The sequence below is a fragment of the Stenotrophomonas sp. 116085_Sma genome (genome assembly GCF_056479585.1).
Genome location: NZ_CM151057.1, coordinates 2,675,894 through 2,701,633 on the forward strand (window position 1 = coordinate 2,675,894; position 25,740 = coordinate 2,701,633).

At 65.8% G+C, this 25,740-nt stretch carries 19 protein-coding genes; 13 read left to right on the forward strand and 6 right to left on the reverse strand.

Annotated elements, in window-relative coordinates; genetic code table 11:
* Positions 1 to 215: 215 nt before the first annotated feature.
* The 9 genes from ACZK0Z_RS12595 (at position 216) to ACZK0Z_RS12635 (ending at position 10,944) form a co-directional block, all read left to right on the forward strand.
* Positions 216 to 989 carry a flagellar brake protein gene (locus tag ACZK0Z_RS12595; protein WP_049426672.1) on the forward strand — a complete coding sequence of 258 codons (774 nt, stop codon included), beginning with the start codon at positions 216 to 218 and terminating at the stop codon, positions 987 to 989.
* Positions 990 to 1,173: 184 nt separating this feature from the next.
* Positions 1,174 to 1,665 carry a chemotaxis protein CheW gene (locus tag ACZK0Z_RS12600; protein ID WP_197633780.1) on the forward strand — a complete coding sequence of 164 codons (492 nt, stop codon included), beginning with the start codon at positions 1,174 to 1,176 and terminating at the stop codon, positions 1,663 to 1,665.
* A gap of 136 nt (positions 1,666 to 1,801) precedes the next feature.
* Entirely contained in the window at positions 1,802 to 2,185 is a 384-nt protein-coding gene (locus ACZK0Z_RS12605; protein ID WP_005409515.1) for a hypothetical protein, read from the forward strand.
* Between the two features lie 101 nt (positions 2,186 to 2,286).
* Positions 2,287 to 4,665, forward strand: coding sequence for a methyl-accepting chemotaxis protein (locus tag ACZK0Z_RS12610; RefSeq protein ID WP_100443530.1), 2,379 nt, complete (start codon positions 2,287 to 2,289; stop codon positions 4,663 to 4,665).
* Between the two features lie 828 nt (positions 4,666 to 5,493).
* Positions 5,494 to 7,764, forward strand: a complete 2,271-nt coding sequence (locus ACZK0Z_RS12615; protein WP_100443531.1) for a methyl-accepting chemotaxis protein — start codon at positions 5,494 to 5,496, stop codon at positions 7,762 to 7,764.
* Between the two features lie 37 nt (positions 7,765 to 7,801).
* Positions 7,802 to 8,671 (forward strand): CheR family methyltransferase, encoded by an 870-nt coding sequence (locus tag ACZK0Z_RS12620; RefSeq protein WP_197633676.1) that lies wholly within the window; start codon positions 7,802 to 7,804, stop codon positions 8,669 to 8,671.
* Positions 8,668 to 9,264 carry a chemoreceptor glutamine deamidase CheD gene (gene cheD / locus ACZK0Z_RS12625; RefSeq protein WP_014037083.1) on the forward strand — a complete coding sequence of 199 codons (597 nt, stop codon included), beginning with the start codon at positions 8,668 to 8,670 and terminating at the stop codon, positions 9,262 to 9,264. The genes ACZK0Z_RS12620 and cheD overlap by 4 nt, the downstream gene beginning before the upstream one ends.
* The gene (locus ACZK0Z_RS12630) at positions 9,261 to 10,334 is read left to right on the forward strand and encodes a chemotaxis-specific protein-glutamate methyltransferase CheB (RefSeq protein ID WP_197633677.1); all 1,074 of its coding nucleotides are present in this window, start codon (positions 9,261 to 9,263) and stop codon (positions 10,332 to 10,334) included. Before cheD ends, ACZK0Z_RS12630 begins: the two co-directional genes overlap by 4 nt.
* Before the next feature lie 238 nt (positions 10,335 to 10,572).
* On the forward strand, positions 10,573 to 10,944 hold the full coding sequence (locus ACZK0Z_RS12635; protein ID WP_049431160.1) for a hypothetical protein: 372 nt from the start codon (positions 10,573 to 10,575) through the stop codon (positions 10,942 to 10,944).
* 96 nt (positions 10,945 to 11,040) lie between these two features.
* On the opposite strand, the gene ACZK0Z_RS12640 is transcribed toward ACZK0Z_RS12635, so the two are convergent.
* From ACZK0Z_RS12640 to ACZK0Z_RS12655, 4 genes are all read right to left on the reverse strand, one after another.
* On the reverse strand, positions 11,041 to 12,792 hold the full coding sequence (locus ACZK0Z_RS12640; RefSeq protein WP_414489376.1) for a WG repeat-containing protein: 1,752 nt from the start codon (positions 12,790 to 12,792) through the stop codon (positions 11,041 to 11,043).
* Between the two features lie 159 nt (positions 12,793 to 12,951).
* Complete coding sequence (gene acnB, locus ACZK0Z_RS12645) at positions 12,952 to 15,543, reverse strand: bifunctional aconitate hydratase 2/2-methylisocitrate dehydratase (protein ID WP_197633679.1); 2,592 nt, start codon at positions 15,541 to 15,543, stop codon at positions 12,952 to 12,954.
* Positions 15,544 to 15,583: 40 nt separating this feature from the next.
* Positions 15,584 to 15,982 carry a type II toxin-antitoxin system VapC family toxin gene (locus ACZK0Z_RS12650; protein WP_010482492.1) on the reverse strand — a complete coding sequence of 133 codons (399 nt, stop codon included), beginning with the start codon at positions 15,980 to 15,982 and terminating at the stop codon, positions 15,584 to 15,586.
* A gap of 6 nt (positions 15,983 to 15,988) precedes the next feature.
* The gene (locus ACZK0Z_RS12655) at positions 15,989 to 16,213 is read right to left on the reverse strand and encodes an AbrB/MazE/SpoVT family DNA-binding domain-containing protein (protein WP_005409505.1); all 225 of its coding nucleotides are present in this window, start codon (positions 16,211 to 16,213) and stop codon (positions 15,989 to 15,991) included.
* Between the two features lie 301 nt (positions 16,214 to 16,514).
* Here ACZK0Z_RS12655 and acnA point away from each other — a divergent pair, with 301 nt between their 5' ends.
* A complete protein-coding gene (acnA, locus tag ACZK0Z_RS12660; protein ID WP_197633680.1) occupies positions 16,515 to 19,268 on the forward strand; it encodes an aconitate hydratase AcnA in 2,754 nt (917 codons plus the stop codon).
* A gap of 87 nt (positions 19,269 to 19,355) precedes the next feature.
* Here the strand turns inward: acnA and ACZK0Z_RS12665 are convergent, their stop codons facing one another.
* Both ACZK0Z_RS12665 and ACZK0Z_RS12670 read right to left on the reverse strand, forming a co-directional pair.
* Positions 19,356 to 19,811: a hypothetical protein gene (locus tag ACZK0Z_RS12665; RefSeq protein WP_197633681.1), complete on the reverse strand. Its 456-nt coding sequence runs from the start codon at positions 19,809 to 19,811 to the stop codon at positions 19,356 to 19,358.
* A 116-nt stretch (positions 19,812 to 19,927) separates the two neighbouring features.
* Positions 19,928 to 21,478, reverse strand: a complete 1,551-nt coding sequence (locus ACZK0Z_RS12670; RefSeq protein WP_049431175.1) for a BCCT family transporter — start codon at positions 21,476 to 21,478, stop codon at positions 19,928 to 19,930.
* Between the two features lie 170 nt (positions 21,479 to 21,648).
* Here ACZK0Z_RS12670 and betI point away from each other — a divergent pair, with 170 nt between their 5' ends.
* The 3 genes from betI (at position 21,649) to betA (ending at position 25,534) form a co-directional block, all read left to right on the forward strand.
* Positions 21,649 to 22,239, forward strand: coding sequence for a transcriptional regulator BetI (gene betI / locus ACZK0Z_RS12675; protein ID WP_100443535.1), 591 nt, complete (start codon positions 21,649 to 21,651; stop codon positions 22,237 to 22,239).
* Between the two features lie 38 nt (positions 22,240 to 22,277).
* Positions 22,278 to 23,750 (forward strand): betaine-aldehyde dehydrogenase, encoded by a 1,473-nt coding sequence (betB, locus tag ACZK0Z_RS12680; protein ID WP_100443536.1) that lies wholly within the window; start codon positions 22,278 to 22,280, stop codon positions 23,748 to 23,750.
* Positions 23,751 to 23,851: 101 nt separating this feature from the next.
* Complete coding sequence (gene betA, locus ACZK0Z_RS12685; protein ID WP_049429885.1) at positions 23,852 to 25,534, forward strand: choline dehydrogenase; 1,683 nt, start codon at positions 23,852 to 23,854, stop codon at positions 25,532 to 25,534.
* Positions 25,535 to 25,740 lie beyond the last annotated feature (206 nt).

The window sequence follows — 25,740 nt, forward strand, 5'->3', positions numbered from 1 at the left end:
AGGGATCCGACCCCACGCAGAAGGCATCCACGCATGGCGTGGATCTACCGATGCCGAGAGCCACGGGGTCAGATCCCTTTCCCACGGGAAAGGGCTCTGACCCCTTACGCATGGAAAGTGATGCAAATCTCACTTCATAATCCAATGCAGAGGCCGATATCCCCATCGAGCCTCGCGCCAACGCGTGCTGGCGCCCGCCCCTGATCACAGATTCCATGTCCGACGGCCACGACACTGAACTGCACGATGTCCACGCGGCCGACGCCGCGGACGAACGCTTCCTGGTCCGCAACCCCCGCCAGCTGCGCCACCTGCTGCGCTCGCTGATCGACCAGCGATCACTGATCAACGCGCATATCGACGGCCGGGACCGTTCGTTCCCGACCGCCCTGCTTGATCTCGACGAGGACGAAGACTACCTGCTGCTCGACGGCAGCCCGCAGGAGGCATCCAACCGTGCCGCCGAGCAGGCCGACCATCTGCTCTGCTTCGCCCAGCTGGAACGTGTCCTCGTGCGGTTCCGCCTGCACGCGCTGCAACGCGTGGACAACGATGGCCACGTCGCCTTCCGCGCCCCGCTGCCGGACGAACTGGTGCACCTGCAACGCCGCGAGCTGTACCGGCTCGAGACCCCGGTCACCGACTCACCACAGCTGCTGCTGCCACCCGGCGAAGCCCGCGCCGAAGCACTGTCGATGCGGGTGGTGGACATCAGCGGTGGCGGCCTGGCCGTAGTGGTACCCAACGACTGCGCCGTGTTCGGCCTGCAGAAGCGCTACACGGCTCAGCTGTCGCTGCCCGATGGCCCGGACCTGGACATCGAACTGGTGGTCTGCAACCTGCTGCCTCAGCGACAGCCCAACGGCATCGAGGTCAAGCGCGTAGGCATGCGCTTTGACAGCCTGCCGCGCGGTGGCGACAGCGCCATACAGCGCTACATCTTCCGCATCGACCGCCAGCGCAAGGCCCGCCGCAACGGCGAGCTCTGAGGCCCGTCCAATGGGTATGCCGGCCAGCGGCCGGCACCATCCACGCCGTGCGTGGATGCCCAACCCACCGCCCCGGTAGACCCACGCCATGCGTGGATGCCTCTCCCCCGGCACCTAAAGTCCCCCCATGCGGGGCCGATATCGAGCCTGACACCGGGACTTCCGGCAGAACCAGGACCCCTCGATGAACGACAAGACCAGCTCCGCCGCCAGCGCCGGCGGCGAATTCCTCAGCTTCACGCTCGGCGCCGAGCACTACGGCGTGGACATCCTCAAGGTGCAGGAAATCCGTGGCTACGATGCGGTCACCCGCGTGCCGGATGCCCCGGACTACATCAAGGGCGTGATCAACCTGCGCGGCACCATCGTGCCGGTCATCGACCTGCGCCTGAAGCTGCGCCTGGACAACGCCCGCTACGACGCCTTCACCGTGATGATCGTGCTCAACGTCGAAGACCGCGTGGTCGGCATCGTGGTCGACAGCGTGTCGGACGTGATCCCGCTGTCGGCCGAGCAGATCCGCCCGACCCCGGAGTTCGGCGCTGCGGTCGATACGCGCTTCATCTCCGGCATCGGCACACACGACGACCGCATGCTGATCCTGCTGGACATCGAGACCCTGCTCGACAGCGCCGACATGGGCCAGTCCACCCTCGCCGAAGACGCTGCCGCCTGACCCAGCGGACCTGCTTCACGTTCTGGTCACAAAACCCTTCAGTTCCCCCCGGCGGTGCCGATAGGGGGACAGAAGCCGGTCGCGCAGGAGCGCGCGGAACCGGAACGACCATCACCATCCCCGGAGATACACCTCGATGAAGTCCCTGCTTGCGTTCGTTTCGGCCGCTGTCCTGGCCACCACCGCTTCCTCCGCGTTCGCCCAGGCGGCCGACATGATCCCGCCGGAACTGGCCCCGCGTTCGGTCGGCAAGGACGGCATGGTCTGTGGCAAGGTCGAAAAGGCCCGTTACGCAGAAGGTTCCGAAGGCCAGCCGACCTTCCTGTACATGGGCGGCGCCTTCCCGCGCCACACCTTCTCGGCGCGCATCGCCGGCGAGAACCGCGGCAAGTTCTCCTTCCCGCTGGAAACCCTGGAAGGCAAGACCGTGTGCGTGATCGGCAAGATCCAGCGCGACGCCTCGCGCGCGGAAATCGAAGTCAGTTCGCCGGCGGGCCTGAAGCTGGCCAACATCAAGTAATCCGCTGTCCGTCGAACCACGCCGGAGCTTGTGCCGGCGTGGTTTCTGCTGCAACCGGGCCCGACGCCCGGACGCGTCTGCCTTAGGAGATCGCAACGCCCATGCCGTGGATCAACAACCTGAAACTGATGCCGAAGCTGCTGTTGACCTTCGGTGTCCTCCTGCTGGTGATGCTGCTGCAGGGCATCGTCGCCTATCGCGGACTGCATTCGCTGAACAACGTCACCACCGAGTTGGCCGGTTCGCGCATGGAAAGCATCCGCATGGCCGGCGAGATGCGCGGCATGCTGGGCGAGTACCGCAATGCCGCCTACCAGCAGCTGATCCGCGCCAGCGATGACGTCAAGGCCGACGCGCGCAAGCAGGCCGTCGACCTGCGCACCAGCATGGACACGTCGATCAAGGACTACCCGAAGCTGGTCGACAACCCGCAGCAGAAGAAGCTGTTCGATACCTTCGCCAAGGAATGGAAGGACGCCCTGGCCTCCTATGACAGCGTCACCGAGATGCTGGAGCTGGACCTGCCGGACGATGCCATCGATACCTTCGTGGGCGAGACCCGCACCAAGCACCGCAAGGCGGCTTCGGCGCTGGAAGCGCTGATCGCCGAAGACAACCGCCTCGCCCGCGCCTCGCGCGAAGAGGCCGCGTCCACCTATTCCGCCTCGGCCGTGCTGACCGTGATTGCCCTGCTGGGCGGCGCCGCACTCGGCCTGGTGCTGGTCTGGCTGTTCGCCCGTGCTCTGGTCGGCAGCGTGCGTGGTGCCGTTTCGGTTGCCAACGACGTCGCCGGCGGCAAGCTCGATGGCCACATCGACGTCAGCCGCCAGGACGAAGTGGGCGAGCTGATGCAGGCCATGCAGCGCATGCAGCGCGACCTGCGCGAGCGCATCGAAACCGACCAGGCCGTCGCCCGCGAGAACCTGCGCATCCGTACCGCGCTGGATTACAGCTCCACCGGCGTCTACCTGACCGATACCAGCAACACCATCGTCTACAGCAACCGCGCCCTGCAGCAGACCCTGAGCCAGTACCAGGACGAAGTGCGCCGCGACCTGCCGGACTTCGACGCCCAGGCCTCGCTGATCGGCAAGCCGGTCACCGTGCTGGAGCACCGCGGCGAGATGGACCAGACCCTGCTGGGCAACCTGAAGGCGCACGGCGTCGCCCGTCGCCCGATGCAGTACGGCGACGCCCAGTTCGCGCAGGTGGTGTCGACCATCCGCAATGAAAGCGGCGACACCGTCGGCTACGTGGTGGAATGGCGCGACCGCACCCAGGAGGCCCTGGTCGAAGCCGAAGTGGCGCGCGTCATCGCCCAGGCCGCCGCCGGCGACCTGTCCGGCCGCATCGACGCCAGCGACAAGGAAGGCTTCTTCCTGCAGCTGGCACAGCAGATCAACGGCCTGCTGGACGCCAACGCCGGCAGCATCGAACAGATCTCCGGCCTCCTTGCCGCACTGTCGCAGGGTGACCTGACCGTGCGCATGCACGGCGATTACCAGGGCGTGTTCGCCCGCATGCGCGACGACGCCAACGCCACCGCCGCGCAGCTGAGTGAAATCGTCACCCGCATCAAGCAGTCCAGCCGCGCGATCAGCTCGGCCGCCGGCGAAATCGCCTCCGGTAACAGCGACCTGTCGCGTCGTACCGAGCAGCAGGCGGCCAACCTGGAAGAGACCGCCGCCTCGATGGAGGAACTGACCTCCACCGTGCGCCAGAACGCTGAACATGCCCGTCAGGCCAACCAGCTCGCCATCGGCGCGCATGGTGTCGCTTCGCAGGGCGGCGACGTCGTCGGCCAGGTAGTCACCACCATGTCGGCCATCGAAGCCTCGTCGAAGAAGATCGCCGAGATCATCTCGGTCATCGACGGCATCGCCTTCCAGACCAACATCCTGGCGCTGAATGCCGCGGTGGAAGCCGCGCGTGCCGGTGAACAGGGCCGTGGCTTTGCCGTGGTCGCCAGCGAGGTGCGCACCCTCGCCCAGCGCTCGGCCGCCGCCGCCAAGGAGATCAAGGGCCTGATCGACGATTCGGTCGGCAAGGTCAACGACGGCTCGGCACTGGTGCACAAGGCCGGCGCGACCATGGGCGAGATCGTTGCCTCGGTGCAGCGCGTGACCGACATCATGGCCGAGATCTCCGCCGCCTCGCAGGAACAGAGTGCCGGCATCGAGCAGGTCAACCAGACCGTGGTGCAGATGGACGAAACCACCCAGCAGAACGCTGCACTGGTGGAAGAAGCCACCGCCGCCGCCCGGGCGATGGAAGAACAGGCCGGCCACCTCAGCGAGGCCGTTTCGATCTTCGTGGTCGACGAAGCCGATACCGTGGTTGCACCGCCGCGCGTTGCTGCCCCGGCCCCGCGTGCTGCTGCACCGGCAGCACCGGCTCCGGCCGCTCCGCCCGCGCGCCGCACCGCGGGTGGTCGCCCGATGGCCACGGAACTGGCCGACGGGGACTGGCAGGAATTCTGATGCCTGCCTGACCTGATGTACGAGAACGCCCTGGCCCTGTGCTGGGGCGTTTTTGTTTACGGGGTATCTGGATTCCAGCCAACGGCGAAGCCCCTCGGGGTGGTCGCGGAGAGCGGCGGATTTCCTACGTTTAGGCCGGGAGGGTGGGCTGCGCAGGGGACGCCGTGAACCCGTCCCTGGGGGCTTGGCCGCGGCATCCATGCCGCGGACACCCCTGCGCAACCCACCCTCCCGGCCACGGACAGTTTTCGTGCGCGTCCACCCCGGATTGAAGAAAGAAAAGCAAAAAACAAAAGCCAGGTCACTTCCGGGGTCAGATCCGTTTTCCGCAGGAAAACGGATCTGACCCCTCTTTCCACTTGGAAACCCAACGCTCTTTCCGTCCGACACCGAAGTGCCGAGAGGGCTGGGCCGGGGTGGGAAGGCAGGACCGTTGGCGCCATGGATGGCGCCATCGAGCCCCCATGGGTGAGGGCGCTTTGCTTGCGAAGCACTGCTTCGCAAGCGCCCGAACGCACAGCCGCCAGCGGCTGGGCCGGACCCCGGAGGGGGGTTTACGGCGTGTCCTGCCTGCCCACCCCGGCCCAGCCACTTACTGACAATCCAGCGCCGACCAACCGCTGTTGCTGTTGCTGTTGCTGTTGCTGTTGCTGTTGCTTCAAAAGCCTGCCGCAGGCAGCGCCGCAGCCGCCGCTGCACGGAAACCTGAATACGTTCGGACACAACACCTCAATCCCCCGCCCCAGCGGCCGATAACGGGGTTGTCACGGCGTATCCCGCCGCTGACCGGCTCGGCGCCGCCCGCCCGTTTCGACCTGGTCCTGCTCGATGAATCTCCTGCATCGCTGGCAACACTACTTCAGCAATCTCTCCGTCCGGCGCAAGCTCAACCTGCTGACGCTGCTCATCGCGCTCGGCGTGATCGCGCTCTCGGTGATCGCCGCCCGCATGCAGTACCTGGACCTCACCGAGACCCGCAAGACCGCACTGAAGACCCAGGTCGAACTCAGCTACGGCATCCTGCAGCACTACCATCGCCTGGCCGGCACCGGCGAGCTCAGCGAGGACGCCGCCAAGGGCGCCGCGCTGCAGGCGCTGGAATCGATGCGTGCCGAGAACGATACGTACTACTTCAACATCTACGACACCGGCTACCGCCTGCTGATGCACCCGTTCCGGAAGGACCTGGTCGGCAAGGACATGAAGGACTTCCGCACCGACGACGGCGTGCGCATCTATTACGACCAGGTCGAAGCGGCCAGGGCCGGCGGCGGCTTCGTCAACTATCGCTGGGCCAAGCCTGGCAGCAAGGGCGAGGTCGAGAAGGTCGCCTACGCCGGCCTGTTCGCGCCCTGGAACTGGGTGGTCAGCAGCGGCGTCTACATGGACGACGTGCAGCAGCAGGCGCTGGTGTTCACCGCCATCATGGCAGTCTCCGGTGGCGTCCTGGTGTTGATCGTCCTCGCCCTGAGCTGGGTCATCGGCAACCGCATCGCGCGCCCGCTGAAGCAGGCCACCGCCGTCGCCGAAGGCATTGCCAATGGCAAGCTGGACAGCCACATCGGTCCGCAGGCGCATGACGAACCCGGCCGCCTGCTTGAAGCCATGTCCGGCATGCAGCAGCAGCTGCACGCGGTGATCGGCGGCCAGCGCGAAATGGCCCGCCGTCACGATGCCGGCGAACTGAGCTACCGCATCGACGCCAGTGTCTTCCCCGGCGAGTATGGGTTGATGGTGCAGGAGACCAATACCCTGGTCGGCAGCCACGTGCAGACCCTGCATGACGTGCTGGACGTGGTACAGCAGTATGCGGTCGGCGACCTGAGCCGCGACATCGCCCGCTACCCCGGCGAAAAGGCGGCGATGACCACCACCGTCGACACCGTCAAGGCCAACCTCGGCCGCATCAACGCCGAAATCAAGCAACTGGCCAGTGCCGCCGCTGCCGGCGACTTCAGCCGTCGTGGCGACGCGCAGCGCTTCGATCACGATTTCCGCCTGATGCTGGAAAACCTCAACGCGATGATGGCGGTCAGCGATGACAACCTCGGCAAGCTCTCGCAGCTGCTGTCGGCGATTGCCGAAGGTGACCTGACCGCGCGCATGCACGGCGATTACCAGGGCGTGTTCGCCCGCATGCGCGACGACGCCAACACCACCGTTGCGCAGCTGACCCAGATCGTCGGCCAGATCCAGGCCAGCGCCTCCAGCATCACCCTGGCCGCCGGCGAGATCGCCTCCGGCAACAGCGACCTGTCGCGCCGCACCGAGCAGCAGGCCGCCAACCTGGAAGAAACCGCTGCCTCGATGGAGGAGCTGACCTCCACCGTGCGCCAGAACGCCGAACACGCGCGCCAGGCCAACCAGCTCGCCATCGGTGCGCATGGTGTCGCCTCGCAGGGTGGCGACGTGGTCGGCCAGGTGGTCACCACCATGTCGGCCATCGAAGCCTCGTCGAAGAAGATTGCCGAGATCATCTCGGTCATCGACGGCATCGCGTTCCAGACCAACATCCTGGCGTTGAACGCCGCGGTGGAAGCCGCCCGCGCCGGTGAACAGGGCCGTGGCTTTGCCGTGGTTGCCAGCGAGGTGCGCACCCTCGCCCAGCGCTCCGCTGCCGCCGCCAAGGAGATCAAGGGCCTGATCGACGATTCGGTCGGCAAGGTCGCCGAGGGCTCCAGCCTTGTGCACCAGGCCGGCAGCACCATGGGCGAGATCGTCGCCTCGGTCCAGCGCGTCACCGACATCATGGCCGAGATCTCCGCCGCGTCGCAGGAACAGAGCGCTGGTATCGAGCAGGTCAACCAGACTGTGGTGCAGATGGACGAAACCACCCAGCAGAACGCCGCGCTGGTGGAGGAAGCCACGGCCGCCGCACGTGCGATGGAAGACCAGGCCGCGCAGCTGGCCGACGCCGTGGCGATCTTCCGCCTCGACAACCAGGTTTCCGCCGCAGTGAAGGCTGTGGCGGAACGCGTGGAACCGGCGCGCGTCACCACCGTGGCCCGTCCGCAGCCGACCAGCACGCCCGCGCCGGTCCGCCGCAGCAGCAACGCCAGTACCTTCGTGGCCAGCGACAGCGACTGGCAGGAATTCTGAGACCCACCCGCGGTGGCTTCGGCCACCGCCCTCGCCGATGGACACGTCCCCCGTGCAAAGTCCCACTCCCATCGTCACCGGCCCGCGCGAATTCGAGTTCGCCGACCGTGATTTCCGCCGCGTCTGCGACCTGATCTACCAGCGCGTGGGCATCGCCCTGGCGCCGGCAAAGCGCGACATGGTGTATGGCCGCCTCTCTCGCCGCCTGCGCACGCTGGGCATGCGCAGCTTCCAGCAGTACCTGGACCATCTGGAGCAGGAAGACGGCGACGAGTGGCAGGCGTTCACCAACGCCCTGACCACCAACCTGACCTCGTTCTTCCGCGAGCCGCACCACTTCGACAAGCTGCGCGAAGAGCTGCAGCAGCGCTCCGGCCGCACGCCGCTGCTGCTGTGGTCGTGCGCGGCGTCCACCGGTGAAGAGCCCTATTCGATGGCGATCACCGCCTGCGAGGCCTTCGGCACCCTGAAGCCGCCGGTACGCATCATCGCCACCGACGTCGATACCCAGGTGCTGGCCACCGCCGGCCGTGGCGTCTACAACATCGACCGCGTCACCAACCTCGACCCGGACCTGCGCCGGCGCTACTTCCAGCGCGGCAGCGGCCCCAACGAGGGCCAGTGCCGCGTGCTGCCGGCACTGCGCGAGCTGATCGAGTTCCGCCCACTGAACCTGCTTGCCCCGCGCTACGACGTCGGCGGCCCGTTCGATGCGTTGTTCTGCCGCAACGTGATGATCTACTTCGACAAGCCAACCCAGCGCGCGATCCTCGGCCGCCTGGTACAGCAGCTGGCCGATGACGGCCTGCTTTACACCGGACACTCGGAGAACTACCTGCACGCCGCCGACCTGATCCAGCCCTGTGGCCGCACCCTGTACCGCCGCGCGGCAAAGGCCGGTGCATGAACGCCTCGCTGCGTACCGACGATGTGATGCGCTACCAGGATGCGCGCTTCCAGACCATTGCCGCCAAGCTTCTGCCGACCCAGTACCTGGTGGTGGACGACACCACCGCGCTGACCACCACGCTGGGTTCCTGCGTGGCGGCCTGCCTGCGGGACCCGGTACTGAAGATCGGTGGCATGAACCATTTCCTGCTGCCCGAGGGCAATGCCGGCGACGGCGCGCCCGCGCGTTACGGCAGCTACGCGATGGAACTGCTGATCAACGACATGCTCAAGCGCGGCGCCCACCGCAAGCGCATCGAGGCCAAGGTGTTCGGCGGCGCCAACGTGCTCAAGGGATTCACCAGCAATCCGGTCGGTACCCGTAACGCCGAGTTCGTGCGCCAGTACCTGCAGGCCGAGCATATCCCGATCATCGCCGAGGACCTGTGCGGCATCCATCCGCGCAAGATCTGGTTCTTCGCCGATACCGGCCGCGTGGTGGTGCAGCGCCTGCCGCATGCCCACGAAGCCGAAGTGGCTGCCACCGAATCTGCCGTGCGTGCACGTCTGTCCAAGGCCCCGGTCACCGGCGGCGTGGAGTTGTTCGAATGACCTTCACCGGCAACGCCCCCTGCCGGGTCCTGATCGTCGACGACTCTGCCGTCGTGCGGCAGATGCTCACGGAAATCCTGTCCAGCGACCCGGCCATCGACGTGGTCGGCACCGCCGCAGATCCGCTGCTGGCGCGTGAGAAGATCAAGCGCCTGGCCCCGGACGTGATCACGCTTGACGTGGAGATGCCGCGCATGGACGGCCTGGCGTTCCTGGAAAACCTGATGCGGCTGCACCCGCTGCCGGTGGTGATGATTTCTTCGCTGACCGAACGCGGCGCCGACACCACGCTGCAGGCGCTGGCACTGGGCGCGGTGGACTTCGTCTCCAAGCCCAAGCTGGACGTCGCACGCGGCCTGCAGGCCTACGCCGATGAGATCATCGCCAAGGTCAAGATGGCGGCGCGCTCGCGCGTCCGCCCGCTGGTGCGTGCGGCCGCTCCGAAACTCCTGCTCGAAGCAGCTCCTGCAATGCGCCCGGCTGCGCCGCAGTTCCGCACCACCGACCGCCTGATCGCGATTGGTTCTTCGGCCGGCGGCACCGAAGCGCTGCGCGTTGTGCTGGAAGGCATGCCTGCCGATGCTCCCGCCGTGGTGATGACCCAGCACCTGCCCGCCAGCTTCAGCAGCGCCTTCGCCGAGCGACTGGATCGGCACTCGGCGATGGCCGTGCGCGAGGCCAGCGATGGTGAAGCCGTGCTTCCCGGCCATGCCTACCTGCCGCCGGGTGGCAAGCACCTGCGCATCATCCGCGACGGTGCGCGCTGGCGCTGCCGCGTCGACGATGGCCCGGCGGTGAACCGGCACAAGCCTGCGGTCGACGTGCTGTTCCGTTCGGTCGCGCAGAATGCCGGCGGCAACGCGATCGGTGCCATCCTCACCGGCATGGGCGATGACGGCGCGCGCGGCCTGCTGGAAATGCGCCAGGCCGGCGCACCGACGCTGGTCCAGGACGAGGCCACCAGCGTGGTCTGGGGCATGCCCGGCGCCGCGTTCAAACTCGGCGCCGCTGAGGAACAGGTGCCGCTGGAACGGATTGCCGAGCGGCTGCTGGCGCTCGCTCGCGGCTGATAGCGCGCCCCGGCTCAAGGACTCCGCGGGCAGTAGATCCACGCCATGCGTGGATGCCTTTGTAGAGTCGAGCCGCGCTCGACTCATCGCGCATCGCACGAACAGCAGCCAAGCATGGACTCGGCGCTACAGGCCATCATGCAACAAGAAAAGGTGCCGGCTTTCATCGGGGTTCTTCGTTTCAACGCGCTACCCGCATGTGTGCTTTGATAGCGGTATTGCACAAGGAATGCTGCACATGATCAAAGGCATATGGAAGGCCGCCCTGGCGGCCGTACTGCTTTCATTGCCACTGGCACCCGCCAGCGCCAGTGGCGATCTGTTCTACTTCGAGGCCAAGCAGGGTGATGTGTTCTTCATGCTGATGCTGGTGGGTCGCGAAGATCCCGGCGCGGTAAGCGTCAGCTGGAAAGGCCCGTCTATCCCGCCGTACCCCAACGTGCATCGCCGCTACTACATCGAATTCAACCGTGCAAAGCGCCAGTCCTACGTGCGTCCACTTGACCGTGATGGACTGCCTTGGTTCGAGATGGATGTCTCCGGTAAGAGCGGCAACGTGCTGATCGGCGGCCGTCGGCTGGAAGGCAGCGCAGACTGGACCGTGCAGTAGCGCCGGAAGCCTGAGCGTTGCGTTGTTTCCAACACGCCCAGATCTTCCATTTGGATCGCACCAGGCTCCAGCCATACCAAGCAGTCAATGGTCCGACTATTGGCTGGGACGAGGATGCAGACGCCCCAGAACGGTCCCGTCAAGCTTGATCAGCTCCAAGGTCTGATCTGTCTTCAACGTCTCAAACAGACCATCCGGTCGAGAATGAATCGATAGAAATCCCTGTTCGAACAGCGTCGTTTCTGTGTCCGGGTCAAGAAAATTAACCGTAATATCACCGGCACTGTTTCGCTCACGCACGGAAACCAGGCCTTTCGAAACATTCACGTAGCCGTAGCGGGGCGCCAGCCTCCACCGCCCCGACTCATCCAGAAGACCCCAACGGCCACGTAGTGAGAGCGCATAGACTCTTGTTCCATCCGCCAAAAAATCCGGCAAGGGATCATGCAGCGTGAAATCAGCCACCGCATTGCCACGCAGATCGAGTATGTGATAACCGGGGTCATATCCCGGCCGTTCGAATGCCGCGACCAGATTCGGACCCAATGGTCTTATTCGACGGTAGCGAGGAGGAATCAGCCAAGCACCCGTAGCATCTATTACACCCCATCCTCCATCGGCTTGGGCCAACAGCAGTTGGTCATCCAGCCCTTCCGCGGTTTGAAAAGGCGCAAGTCGGTAGTACAGGGAAGACGAGATGCTGCCATCTTCCAGCATCATGAAACGCACCCCCGCTTCGCCGGGCTTTTGATACTCGACGATCCTGCGGTTCAACGGATGCAGGCCTGCAGCGCGTTGCAGGGAGCGCAGCGACCCATCCAGGCCTACAACGTATTCATCATCTTCCGAACTGAAGATTACATACCCCACTCGTTCAGCGAACTCATCTGTCTTCATACAGTGGCCTGCAGGCGTCGGAAACATCAAACCCGCGCGCGTGAAATGCAGGCACTGGCCGTCTTCGGCTACCGCAGAAAGCAGGTACCCACCCCGACCAAACTTGAACCGATATCGACCCATGGGCGCCACTTGCACCCCGTGGGGATCCAGCACCGTGTCGTTCCCGCCCTGGGTGGCGAGCGCGAAACCCGAACTGTTGAAGGTCATCTGATCGTAGTCCTGGCGCCCTATGCCTGCCAGTGATCGATCAACCAGGCCAAAGTGGACACCATCGCGCGAAGCGATGGCCACTTCCCCCTCATGACCCACGGGACCAAAGCTACCAAAGACACTGAAAACGGGACCGGACCTGCCCTTTGCGTCAAGGAAGTGGGTCCTGCAGCGCCGCTTTTCACTGTTGCAGAGTTCTACAGCCGGGTTTCCTGCCCAGGACGCCGAGCGCAGGAGATCGATCTCGCCTTTCTCCTCAAACCGACGCACCAATCGGCCTCGTGCATTGAAGAAGTCGATTCGCGTGTACGCCTTGGGCGGGCTCCGCAGCAATACCTTGGCTTCGATCATCCCGTTGCCATGTACCTCAACCGAGTCGTAATGCGCTTCAAGGACGATACGCCCTTCTGAATTCATGACGCCCCTGTTCTCCCCCCTTTCGAAGACCGCCACCCCATTTTTGAAGGGGCGGAGGTATTGCATTCCCCGATGCTCGACCAGTTGCCGGCCCGTGCCATCCAGCACCACGCAGCGACCCTCATGACAGAGGCTGTGGCGTGTAGTCCTGTCGAGACGGGGCGGCGGCTTGATAGACAGCGGCATCGCAGACGCCGGAGTTGCGCCGACCGATGGCGCTATGGTCAGAAGTACGGAGGCCAGCAGAGCCCCGAAGGCTTGGGTGATGACGCTGCGGCGATGGGCAGGGCTGGGAGTCGTCAGCAGAAATGAATGGCGCATCTCAGGCAAGACCCGAATGGTGGGCATCCACGGTAGGCGCCATGCGTCGCCAGAGACATACAATTTGTCCGAAAGTGCCCTGTCCACAAAAAAACCCCGGCTCTCACCGGGGGTTCTTCGTTTCAACGGGGCCGCCAGCCAGCGGCCGGCACTACCGCATCAGGCAGCGACCGTCTTGGCCACGTCCTGATATTCCTCGATCTGGTCGAAGTTCATGTAGCGGTAGATCTCCGCACCATTGGCGTTGATCACGCCGATGTCCGCCATGTACTCCTCCTTGGTCGGGATGCGGCCCAGGCGCGAGCAGATCGCCGCCAGTTCGGCCGAACCCAGGTACACGTTGGTGTTGCGGCCCAGGCGGTTCGGGAAGTTGCGGGTCGAGGTCGACATCGCGGTGGAACCTTCGCGGATCTGCGCCTGGTTGCCCATGCACAGCGAGCAGCCCGGCATTTCCATGCGTGCGCCGGTGGCGCCGAAGGTGCCGTACACGCCTTCCTTGGTCAGCTCCGAGGCATCCATCTTGGTCGGCGGGGCCACCCACAGGCGGGTCGGCAGGTCACGCTTGCCTTCCAGCAACTTCGCAGCGGCGCGGAAATGACCGATGTTGGTCATGCACGAACCGATGAACACTTCGTCGATCTTGGCGCCGGCGACTTCGGACAGGGTCTTCACGTCGTCCGGGTCGTTCGGGCAGGCCACGATCGGCTCGTGGATGTCGGCCAGGTCGATCTCGATGACGGCAGCGTATTCGGCGTCGGCATCCGGCTCCAGCAGCTGCGGGTTGGCCAGCCACGCTTCCATCTTCTCGATACGACGCTGCAGCGAGCGCGGATCCTGGTAACCCTCGGCAATCATCCACTTCAGCAGGGTGATGTTGCTGGTCAGGTACTCGATGATCGGTTCCTTGTTCAGGCGCACCGAGCAACCGGCGGCCGAACGCTCGGCCGAGGCGTCGGACAGCTCGAACGCCTGCTCGACCTTCAGCTCCGGCAGGCCTTCGATTTCCAGGATGCGGCCGGAGAAGATGTTCTTCTTGCCAGCCTTGGCCACGGTCAGCAAACCCGACTTGATCGCGTACAGCGGGATCGCGTTGACCAGGTCACGCAGGGTCACGCCCGGCTGCATCTTGCCCTTGAAGCGCACCAGCACCGATTCCGGCATGTCCAGCGGCATGACGCCGGTGGCCGCAGCGAAGGCGACCAGGCCCGAGCCGGCCGGGAACGAAATGCCCACCGGGAAACGGGTGTGCGAGTCACCACCAGTACCGACGGTGTCCGGCAGCAGCATGCGGTTGAGCCAGCTGTGGATCACGCCGTCGCCCGGGCGCAGCGAAACGCCGCCACGGGTGGAGATGAACTCCGGCAGGGTGTGGTGGGTCTTGACGTCCACCGGCTTCGGGTAAGCGGCGGTGTGGCAGAACGACTGCATCACCAGGTCGGCCGAGAAGCCCAGGCAGGCCAGGTCCTTCAGCTCGTCACGGGTCATCGGGCCGGTGGTGTCCTGCGAGCCGACCGAAGTCATCTTCGGTTCGCAGTAGGTGCCCGGGCGCATGCCCTGGCCTTCCGGCAGGCCACAGGCGCGGCCGACCATCTTCTGCGCCAGCGAGAAGCCCTTGCCGTTGTCGGCCGGCTGCACCGGCAGGCGGAACAGGTCGGTCGGGGCCAGGCCCAGCGCCTCACGCGCCTTGCCGGTCAGGCCACGGCCGATGATCAGCGGAATGCGGCCACCGGCGCGCACTTCGTCGAACAGCACGTCGGACTTGACCTGGAACTCGGCGATCACTTCACCGTTCTTCAGCGCCTTGCCTTCGTACGGACGCAGCTCGACCACATCGCCGTGCTCCATCTTCGACACGTCCAGCTCGATCGGCAGTGCGCCGGCATCTTCCATGGTGTTGTAGAAGATCGGGGCGATCTTCGAACCCAGGCAGACGCCGCCGGCGCGCTTGTTCGGGATGAACGGAATGTCATCACCGGTCCACCACAGCACGCTGTTGGTGGCCGACTTGCGCGAGGAACCGGTACCGACCACGTCGCCGACGTAGGCGACCAGGTGGCCCTTGTCCTTCAGGTCGAGGATCTGCTGGATCGGACCGCGCTTGCCGTCTTCTTCCGGGGTGAACGGCGCATCGTCGCGCTTGTTCTTCAGCATCGCCAGGGCGTGCATCGGAATGTCCGGGCGGGTGGTCGCGTCCGGCGCCGGCGACAGGTCGTCGGTGTTGGTCTCGCCCGGCACCTTGAACACGGTGACGGTCAGGCTCTGCGGCACTTCCGGGTTGCTGGTGAACCACTCGGCATCGGCCCAGCTCTGCAGCACGGCCTGGGCGTTGGCGTTGCCGGCCTTGGCCCTTTCCTGCACGTCGTGGAACGCATCGAACACCAGCAGGGTCTTCTTCAGGCCGTTGGCGGCGATGGTGCCGACGCTGGCGTCGTCCAGCAGCTGCACCAGCGGGGCGACGTTGTAACCGCCGAGCATGGTGCCCAGCAGTTCGGTGGCGCGCTCGCGGCTGATCAGCGGGTTCTGCTCGCTGCCCAGGGCGATCGCGGCCAGGTACGAGGCCTTGACCTTGGCTGCGTCATCGACGCCGGCCGGCACGCGGTGGGTCAGCAGGTCGAGCAGGAACTCGGCCTCGCCCTGCGGCGGGTTCTTCAGCAGTTCGATGACATCGGCCGTCTGCTGCGCGCTCAGCGGCAGCGGCGGGATGCCAAGCGCAGCGCGCTCGGCGACGTGGTGGCGGTAGGCTTCCAACATGACAACTCCCGGGTAATGCGTAGGTTGAAAAAAAGTGGGCTCAGGCGTGCGGCACGATCAGCTTCAGGCCCTTGAAGTAGTCGCGGTAAAACGTATCGTTCCAGGTGATCAGGCCATCGCACTGCAGCAGTGCGTGGGCGCCGACCATGAATTCGTCCAGGCTGCGGCGGCTGCCACTGCGCTGGCGGTGGCGGCGGTGCATCTCGCCGGCGCGCAACGCCGACTTGGCTTCCATCGGGTTGAAGTGCACGCCCATTTCTTCCAGCGCTTCGAGCACCTCGGCGCCGCCGCGCAGCGATGCGCAGACCTCGGCCAGCGTCGCACCACACACCACCACGCGGCCACCGACCAGGCTCTGCCGGAGGATGGCTTCCACTGCATCGGCCTGCGGGCCATTGCTGAGCAGCTCGACCAGCACCGGCGAATCGACGGCGATCATCACGGCTTACTCCTCGTCACGCACCGCGCGTACCGCTGCGTCGGACGATTCGAAGCCGTCCAGCGCGAACTTGCCGCGCGCCCGTGAAATGGCATCGTCAACACTCTTGCGCAGGATGATGCGGCTGCCGTCCAGCTCGACCTTCAGCAGCGTGCCCTTGGTCAGGCCGAGGGCATCACGCACCGCCTTGGGCAGGGTGATCTGTCCGCGTTCTGCAACAGTGGCTTCCATCGGTAGGCCCTCCAGAGTATGCACAAATTATACATACTTCCCCGGGCATACTTCCACTCTGAACAGGACCGGCGACCCGCCAGCCCTTGCCTCGCAAAGGATCGGCCACAAACGTGACATACGCCATACACCTTCCCCTGTAGTCTGGAACCGATGCCGCAGGCCGGACCCGGCCCGGGTGAATCCATTCAGTTTCGGGTTCATACTGGAACCTCCGGGGCCACCAGGCCCGCGGCGACCGCAAGCAGGTCCGCCCATGCGCGGGCCACTGCAAGCCATCCGCAAGAAGGAGTTACCCCGCATGAGCGATTCGTTCTCCACCCGCAGCCAGCTCAAGGTCGGCGGCAAGACCTACGACTATTTCAGCCTGCCCACGCTGGGCCAGCGCTTCGATATCTCCCACCTGCCCTACTCGATGAAGATCCTGCTGGAGAACCTGCTCCGGCACGAGGACGGCGGCGCCACCGTCGGTCCGGACCACATCGAAGCCGTGGCCCGCTGGAACCCGTCCGCCGAACCGGACACCGAGATCGCCTTCATGCCGGCGCGCGTGGTCCTGCAGGACTTCACCGGCGTGCCCTGCGTGGTCGACCTGGCCGCAATGCGCGACGCGGTGGTCAAGCTCGGCGGCTCGCCCGAGCAGATCAACCCGCAGATTCCCTCCGAGCTGGTCATCGACCACTCGGTGCAGGTCGACGTGTTCGGCAAGCCCGACGCGCTGGACCTCAACGGCAAGATCGAATTCCAGCGCAACCAGGAACGCTACGGCTTCCTGCGCTGGGGCCAGAAGGCCTTCGACAACTTCAAGGTGGTGCCGCCCAACACCGGCATCGTCCACCAGGTGAACCTGGAAAACCTGGCCCGCGTGGTGATGACCGCGGACAAGGACGGCAAGGCCGTTGCCTACCCCGATACCGTGTTCGGTACCGACAGCCACACCACCATGATCAACGGCATCGGCGTGCTCGGCTGGGGCGTGGGCGGCATCGAGGCGGAGGCGGCCATGCTCGGCCAGCCATCGTCGATGCTGATCCCACAGGTGGTCGGCTTCAAGCTGACCGGCAAGCTGCCCGAAGGCGCCACCGCCACCGACCTGGTGCTGACCGTCACCCAGATGCTGCGCAAGCTGGGCGTGGTCGGCAAGTTCGTCGAGTTCTACGGTGACGGCCTGCAGCACCTGCCGCTGGCCGACCGCGCCACCATCGGCAACATGGCCCCGGAATACGGCGCTACCTGCGGCATCTTCCCGATCGACGCCGAATCGCTGAACTACCTGCGCCTGTCCGGCCGCAGCGAAGAACAGATCAACCTGGTCGAAGCCTACGCCAAGGCGCAGGGCCTGTGGCACGAACCGGGCAGCCCGCACGCCCAGTACAGCACCACGCTGGAACTGGACATGGGCACGGTGAAGCCGTCGCTGGCCGGCCCCAAGCGCCCGCAGGACCGCGTGCTGCTGGAAGACGTGCAGAAGAACTACCGCGAAGCGCTGGTCGGCATGACCGCCAACCGTGACAAGCGCAGCGAGGATGTGTCCTCGTTCGTCAATGAAGGCGGCGGCGCCGCGGTCGGCAACGAGCAGCTGGCCAAGGGCTACGCCGACATCGAAACCGAAGGCCGCAAGGTCCGCCTGAAGGACGGTGCGGTAGTCATCGCTGCCATCACCTCGTGCACCAACACCTCCAACCCGGCGGTGATGATCGGCGCCGGCCTGCTGGCCCGCAACGCGGCCGCCAAGGGCCTGAACCGCCAGCCGTGGGTGAAGACCTCGCTCGGGCCGGGCTCGCGCGTGGTCACCGACTACCTGGAAAAGGCCGGTGTACTGAAGGAGCTGGAGAAGATCGGCTTCTACGTGGTCGGTTACGGCTGCACCACCTGCATCGGCAACTCCGGCCCGCTGCCGACCGAAGTCAGCGCCGGCATCGCCACCGGCGACCTGGTGGTGACCTCGGTGCTGTCGGGCAACCGCAACTTCGAGGGCCGCGTGCATCCCGAAGTGAAGATGAACTACCTGGCCAGCCCACCGCTGGTGGTGGCCTATGCCATTGCCGGCACCACCGACATCGACCTGACCACCCAGCCGCTGGGTACCGGCAGCGATGGCCAGCCGGTGTTCCTGCGCGACATCTGGCCGAGCAACAAGGAAATCGGCGACGTCATCGCCGCCACCATCGGCCCGGAAATGTTCAAGCAGAACTACGCCGATGTGTTCAAGGGTGACACCCGCTGGAACACCATCGCCTCGCCGGACGGCAATCTGTACGAGTGGAGCGATGCCTCCACCTACATCAAGAACCCGCCGTACTTCGATGGCATGACCATGCAGACCGGCAGCATCGACGACGTGCACGGCGCGCGCGTGATGGGCCTGTTCGGCGATTCGATCACCACCGACCACATCTCCCCGGCCGGCAACATCAAGAAGGATTCGCCCGCAGGCCGCTTCCTGCAGGAACGCGGCGTGCAGCCGGCCGACTTCAACAGCTACGGCAGCCGCCGCGGCAACGATGACGTGATGGTCCGCGGTACCTTCGCCAACATCCGCATCAAGAACCTGATGTTCGGTGGCGAGGAAGGCGGCAACACCCTGTACTACCCGGCCGGTGGCGGCCAGCCGGAGAAGCTGGCGATCTACGATGCGGCCATGAAGTACAAGGCCGACAAGGTGCCGCTGGTGGTGCTGGCCGGCAAGGAATACGGCACCGGCTCGTCGCGCGACTGGGCAGCCAAGGGCACCCTGCTGCTGGGGGTGAAGGCGGTCATCGCCGAAAGCTTCGAGCGCATCCACCGCTCCAACCTGGTCGGCATGGGCGTGCTGCCGCTGCAGTTCCGCAACGGCGAAAACGCACAGAGCCTGGGCCTGGACGGTTCGGAGGTGATCGACATCACCGGCCTGCAGGACGGTGCCAGCAAGCGCGCCACGGTCACTGCGACCAAGGCCGACGGCACGAAGAAGACCTTCGAAGTGTCGGTGATGCTGCTGACTCCGAAGGAAGTCGAGTACTTCCGTCATGGCGGCCTGCTGCAGTACGTGCTGCGCCAACTGGCCAGCAAATAACGCCTGACCTGTAGAGCCGAGCCATGCTCGGCTGCATTGCCACCAACCGCAGCCGAGCATCGGCTCGGCTCTACAGATGCACTGCCCCTACGGCCCGACGCCGTAGATCCGCCACGGCGCCGCGCTCGGCCCGACGTCATACACCAGGCCGCGCAGGCCCTCCGGCATCACCGTCCCGCCATTGGCGGCACCGGTGTTGAGCACGGTTACCACCATCTCGAACGCCGGATGCGGCGCCTGGCCTATGCGCGAACAGACCACGCCACGGTCCTCGTAGTGCACCACCGGGGTAAAGCCACCATCGCCGCAGGCCACCGCAATGAAGCGGTAGCCGCGATCCTCGGCACTGCCCGGCATCAGCGCATGCGCGGCGTAGGACACGCGCCCCTGCCCGCCGGCATAGGCCGGCACCTGGACACGGAACTGGCCGATATCCCCCACCGCCAGCACCGGGAAATCGAGTTGCTGCATCGGTGGGGGGATCGGCTCGGCACGCAGCGGAATCGCAACGGACAGCAACAGGCCACAGAGAAGTCGTTTCATCGGGGTCTCCCGCTTGAAGAGACTCCATGGTCGATCACGACCCCATGCGACGTATCTAGGAATGCAATGAAATGTGGCAGGCATCGGCCCGCGCCGATGCCCACCCGCACCGCCCCTCAGCGCCGCGGCGCGTCCGGATCGGTGCGCAGCGCCTTCAGCAGGCCCCACATGTAGAAGGCCAGCGTGAACGAGAACGGCAGGCCGCACAGCACCACCGCCGTCTGCATCGCACTGAAGTTGCCGGCCAGCAGCAGGCCGACGCTGGCCACGGTGATGCCGGCCGCCCAGAACACGCGCAGCCAGATCGGCGCGTCGTGGCCGTCCTCCACGCCGTCATCGACACGACGGGTGCACAGGTTGGCGATCATCAGCGTGCCCGAATCGACCGGAGTCAGGAACAGCACGAAACCGATCACCACCGCGGCACCGGCCATGTAGGGCGCGGCGGGCAGGTATTCGAGCAGCTTGAACAGCGTCATCGCCGCATCGTGCTGGGCGACGTCGCCCAGGATCGCCTGGCCGTGGTTGAGCACCAGGTCGATGGCGGTATTGCCGAAGATCGACAGCCAGGCCAGGGTGAAGCCGAGCGGGATCAGCAACACGCCCATGATCACTTCGCGGATGGTGCGGCCACGCGAGATGCGTGCCACGAAAAGGCCGACGAACGGTGCCCAGGCAATCCACCACGCCCAGTAGAACAGCGTCCACGAGCCCATCCACTCACGGCCCTTGGGGTCGTTGAGGTACATGTCGAAGCTCTTGCGCACGAACGCGCCCAGGTAGTCGCCGGTGTTCTGGATCAGGCCGTCGAACAGGTGCAGGGTCGGGCCGGTGACCAAAACGAACAGCAGCAGGCCGCACAGCAGGCGCACGTTGAGGTTGGAGAGCCAGGCGATGCCCTTCTCCACGCCCGCGACCACGCCGATGGTGGCCACCGCCATCATCACCAGCACGATCGCCACCAGCACCTGCGGCGTATCCGGGATGTTGAACAGGTAGACCAGGCCGGACTGCACCACCAGCGCGCCGATGCCGAGGTTGGTCACCATCGAGATCAGCGTGGCCAGGATGCCGAAACCATCCACCATGTCACCGATGCGGCCGTGGATGCGCTCACCGAAGATCGGGTACAGCGCCGAGCGCAGCGCCAGCGGCAGGTCGCGGCGGTAGGCGAAGTAGCCCAGCGCCACGCCGACCAGCGCGTACAGCGCCCAGCCGTGCAGGCCCCAATGCAGGAAGGTCAGCACCATCGCCTCGCGGCCGGCGGCCACGGTACCGCCGGGCTGCCCGGGAGGATTGAGGAAATGGTCCAGCGGCTCGTAGGCGCCGTAGTACAACAGCGCGATGCCGATGCCGGCCGAGAACAGCATCGACACCCAGGCCACGTAGCCGAACGCCGGTGATTCCTCGTTGTGGCCCAGGCGGATGCGGCCGTACGGCGAGAACGCCAGCCACAGCACGAAGCCCAGGCACAGCACGATCAGCAGCATGTACCACCAGCCGAACGCCGCCGAGACCTCGGCCTGCGCCCATTGCAGCCAGTGCTCGCTGCCTTCGGGATAGAGAACGGTGAGCAGCCCGAGGATGCCGATCGACACCGAGGAACTGAAGAACACAAAACGGTTCAAGCGCAGGGGCGAACGCTTGGGATGAGCCAGGGAAGACATGGGGTCGTCTCATCAAGTCCGAGGGAGCACATGGGCGGGGCCGGACCGGTAAACCGGGCCCATGGCGTGGGGCGCGAGCGCATCCTAGGGTTTATTGATTGAACGTTCAATCAATAAAAAGCATAATGGCGGGCAGCCCGATCCTTCGGGTCGCAATCCGTGGAGAGACAATGCCGAAGAAAGGCGTGGAACCGGTACGGCGCGAACAGCTGATCCGGGCCACTTTCCAGACCATCGACGAGATCGGCATGGCCGATGCGACCGTCGCCACCATCGCGAAGAAGGCCGGGCTGTCCAGCGGCATCGTCGCCCACTACTTCGGCGACAAGGACGGCCTGCTCAATGCTGCAATGCGGCAGATCCTGCGCGAACTGAAGGACGCGGTCGCCCGCTACCGCGCCGACGCAAGCGACGATCCGCGCGAGCAGCTGCGCGCCATCGTCGACGGCAACTTCGACGACAGCCAGATCAACGGCACTGCGATGCGCGTCTGGCTCACCTTCTGGGCCGCCAGCATGCACCAGCCGGAACTGGCCCGGCTGCAGCGCGCCAACGACCAGCGCCTGTTCTCCAACCTGTGCCACCAGTTCAACCGCCTGCTGCCCCACCCGCAGGCCCGCCTGGCCGCCCGTGGCCTGGCCGCGATGATCGACGGCCTGTGGCTGCGCGGCAGCCTGGTCGGCGGCCAGTTCAACGCCGAGAAGTCCCGGCGCATCGCTTACGGCTATATCGACTTCCAGTTGCAGGCTGGCGCGCTATAAGCGCTTCAGCACCCGCCCCCTTCCAAGGAGTACGCCCGATGACCACCCTGCCCGTCCAACAGCTCTACATCCACGGCCAGCGCGTCGACGCCACCAGCGGCAAGACCTTCAAGACCGTCAACCCGGCCACCGGTGAAGTGATCGCCGAGGTGCAGGTCGCCAGCCAGGCCGACGTCGAGCGCGCCGTGCAGAGCGCGGCCGAAGGCCAGAAGGTGTGGGCCGCGATGACCGCGATGGAGCGTTCGCGCATCCTGCGCCGCGCCGTTGAGATCCTGCGCGAGCGCAACGACGAGCTGGCCCACCTGGAAACCCTGGATACCGGCAAGGCACTGGCCGAGACCACCACCGTGGACATCGTCACCGGTGCCGACGTGGTCGAGTACTACGCCGGCCTGGCCACCGCCATCGAAGGCATCCAGCTGCCGCTGCGCGAATCGAGCTTCTTCTACACCCGCCGTGAGCCGCTGGGCGTGGTAGCCGGCATCGGCGCCTGGAATTACCCGATCCAGATCGCCATGTGGAAGTCGGCCCCGGCGCTGGCCGCCGGCAACGCGATGGTGTTCAAGCCGTCCGAAGTGACCCCGCTCACAGCAATCAAGCTGGCCGAGATCTACACCGAAGCCGGCGTGCCGGCCGGCGTGTTCAACGTGGTGCAGGGCCCGGGCCGCGAGATCGGGCAGTGGCTGACCGAGCACCCGGTGATCGAGAAGATCTCCTTCACCGGCGGCGTCGCCACCGGCAAGAAGGTGATGGCCAGCGCCGCCTCCTCGTCGCTGAAGGAAGTGACCATGGAACTGGGCGGCAAGTCGCCGCTGGTGATCTGCGACGACGCCGACCTGGACCGCGCCGCCGACATCGCGGTGATGGCCAACTTCTTCAGCTCCGGCCAGGTCTGCACCAACGGCACCCGCGTGTTCGTGCCGCGCAGCATGCTGGCCGCGTTCGAAGCCGCCGTTGTCGAGCGCGTCAAGCGCATCCGCATCGGCGACCCGATGGCCGCCGAGACCAACTTCGGCCCGCTGACCAGCTTCCCGCACATGGAAAACGTGCTGCGCTACATCGAGAGCGGCAAGGCCGAAGGCGCCCGCCTGCTGACCGGCGGCGGCCGTGCCACCGAAGGCGCGCTGGCCAATGGCGCCTACGTGCTGCCGACCGTGTTCTCCGACTGCCGCGATGACATGACGATTGTCCGCGAAGAGATCTTCGGGCCGGTGATGAGCATCCTCGCCTACGACGACGAGGACGAAGTGGTGCGCCGCGCCAACGACACCACCTTCGGCCTGGCCGCCGGCGTGGTCAGCAAGGACGTCAGCCGCGCCCACCGCATCATCCACCGCCTGGAAGCCGGCATCTGCTGGATCAACACCTGGGGTGAATCGCCGGCCGAAATGCCGGTGGGTGGCTACAAGGAATCCGGCGTCGGCCGCGAGAACGGCATCTCCACCCTCGGCCACTACACCCGCATCAAGTCGGTGCAGGTCGAGCTGGGCGACTACGCCAGCGTGTTCTGACCGGCGCGCCCTGCGCGCGCCCCATCGTCCGGCCATCGTGCCGATCCGACATTCCGCCCGGACGCCTGCATGCAGCGCGCCCCGGCCTGCAGGAGACACCCATGAGCACCCATAACGAGTACGACTACATCATCATCGGCGCCGGTTCGGCCGGCAACGTGCTGGCCACCCGCCTCACCGAAGATGCCGATGTCAGCGTGCTGCTGCTGGAAGCCGGTGGCCCGGACTACCGGCTCGACTTCCGTACCCAGATGCCGGCGGCACTGGCCTTCCCGCTCCAAGGCAAGCGCTACAACTGGGCGTACAAGACCGATCCGGAGCCCTTCATGAACAACCGCCGCATGGACTGCGGCCGCGGCAAGGGCCTGGGCGGCTCGTCGCTGATCAACGGCATGTGCTACATCCGCGGCAACGCGATGGACTACGACAACTGGGCCAGCATGCCGGGCCTGGAAGACTGGACCTACCTGGACTGCCTGCCGTACTTCCGCAAGGCCGAAACCCGCGACATCGGCCCCAACGACTACCACGGTGGTGATGGCCCGCTGCGCGTGACCACGCCGAAGGCCGGCAACAACGAGCTGTTCGCCGCGATGGTCGAGGCCGGCGTGCAGGCCGGCTACCCGCGCACCGACGACCTCAATGGCTACCAGCAGGAAGGCTTCGGCCCGATGGACCGCACGGTGACCCCGAAGGGCCGTCGCTCCAGCACTGCCCGCGGCTACCTGGACCTGGCCAAGCCGCGCCCGAACCTGACCATCGTCACCCACGCGCTGACCGACCGCATCCTGTTCTCGGGCAAGCGTGCGGTGGGCGTGCAGTGGCTGCACAACGACCAGCCGCAGCGTGCCACTGCCCGTCGCGAAGTGCTGCTGTGCGGCGGTGCCATCGCCTCGCCGCAGATCCTGCAGCGCTCCGGCGTCGGCCCGGCCGACCTGCTGCGCAGCCTGGACATCGACCTGGTGCACCACCTGCCGGGCGTTGGCGCCAACCTCCAGGACCATCTGGAAATGTACCTGCAGTACGAGTGCAAGAAGCCGGTCTCGCTGGCGCCGGCACTGAAGCTGTACAACCAGCCGGCGATCGGTGCCGAGTGGCTGTTCCTGGGCACCGGCATCGGCGCCAGCAACCAGTTCGAGGCCGGTGGCTTCATCCGCAGCGACGCCGAGTTCGACTGGCCGAACCTGCAGTACCACTTCCTGCCGGTGGCGATCAATTACAACGGCTCCAACCCGATCAAGGCACACAGCTTCCAGATGCACGTCGGCTCGATGCGCTCGCCCAGCCGCGGCCGCATCCACGTGCGTTCCAAGGACCCGCGCGAACATCCCAGCATCCTGTTCAACTACATGTCGCACGACCAGGACTGGCGCGAGTTCCGCGCGGCGATCCGCATCACCCGTGAGATCTTCGCGCAGCCGGCACTGGCCCCTTACAGCGGCCGCGAGATCTCGCCGGGCAGCGCGCTGCAGACCGACGCGCAGATCGATGCGTTCGTCCGCGAGCATGCCGAGACCGCCTACCACCCGTCGTGCTCGAACAAGATGGGCCACGCCGATGATCCGATGGCGGTGGTCGACGGCCAGGGCCGCGTGCACGGCCTGGAAGGCCTGCGCATCGTCGATGCCTCGATCATGCCGCAGGTCGTGACCGGCAACCTCAACGCGCCGACCATCATGATGGCCGAGAAGCTGGCCGACGTGATCCGCGGCCGCACCCCGCTGGCCCGCAGCACCGCGCCGTACTACAAGGCCAATGGTGCACCGGTGCGCAAGCAGGGCTGAGCCAGCCGCTCACGGTGAAACATCCGCCGGGCATGGCCCGGCGCTACCAGGCGCGTCCTGCCTTCGGTAGCGCCGGGCCATGCCCGGCGGCGTTTGACGCGTTCGCACAATGCGGCACGCAAACCCCTCTTCGCGTTTTCCCTACGGCGGGGTATGCTGCAATGAACGGCCATTGTCGCTACGCTCAGGGCCGAAACCTAATACAT